Origin of the sequence: Amphritea sp. (genome assembly GCF_050300915.1) — a bacterium.
GTDB lineage: Bacteria > Pseudomonadota > Gammaproteobacteria > Pseudomonadales > Balneatricaceae > Amphritea.
This window is the reverse complement of record NZ_JBNKYN010000235.1, coordinates 1-547: the sequence shown is the minus strand read 5'-3', so window position 1 is coordinate 547 and position 547 is coordinate 1. Positions and strand designations below refer to the sequence as shown.

The 547-nt window shown below is 52.8% G+C and carries 1 pseudogene; it reads left to right on the top strand.

Going from position 1 to position 547, the window contains the following annotated elements:
• Positions 1-30: 30 nt before the first annotated feature.
• Positions 31-547: pseudogene (locus ACQY8X_RS21180) on the top strand (nitrite/sulfite reductase); the annotation flags it as partial.

The window sequence follows — 547 nt, the reverse complement described above, 5'->3', positions numbered from 1 at the left end:
AAGCCGGGCTCGGCTAGCCCGCCGGGTGATATGACTGCCGAACAGATGCGGGCCGTTGCCGATCTTGCCGATACCCTCGGTTATGGCGAGATGCGCATATCCCATGAGCAAAATGTGATTCTGCCAGACATACGTAAGTGCGATTTATACAACCTGTGGCAAGCCCTGCAGCCGTATGGGTTACGCACCCCAAATGCTGGACTGTTGACCGATGTAATTGCCTGCCCCGGTGGTGATTACTGCTCGTTAGCCAATGCGCGTTCACTGCCAGTCGCCCGCGCGATACAGACACGCTTTCAAGATCTTGCTCGTGTCGAAGACTTGGGCGAGCTGAGCTTGAACATTTCCGGCTGCATGAATGCCTGTGGCCATCATCATGTTGGCAATATCGGGATTCTCGGTGTCGACAAAAATGGCGAAGAATATTATCAGGTCACCATTGGGGGTGCCCAAGGTAAAAACAGCGCAATTGGTAAAATTGTTGGCCCGGCGTTTCGTGCCAATGAAATACCAGATGTGGTGGAAAAGCTCACGCAAACTTATGTGC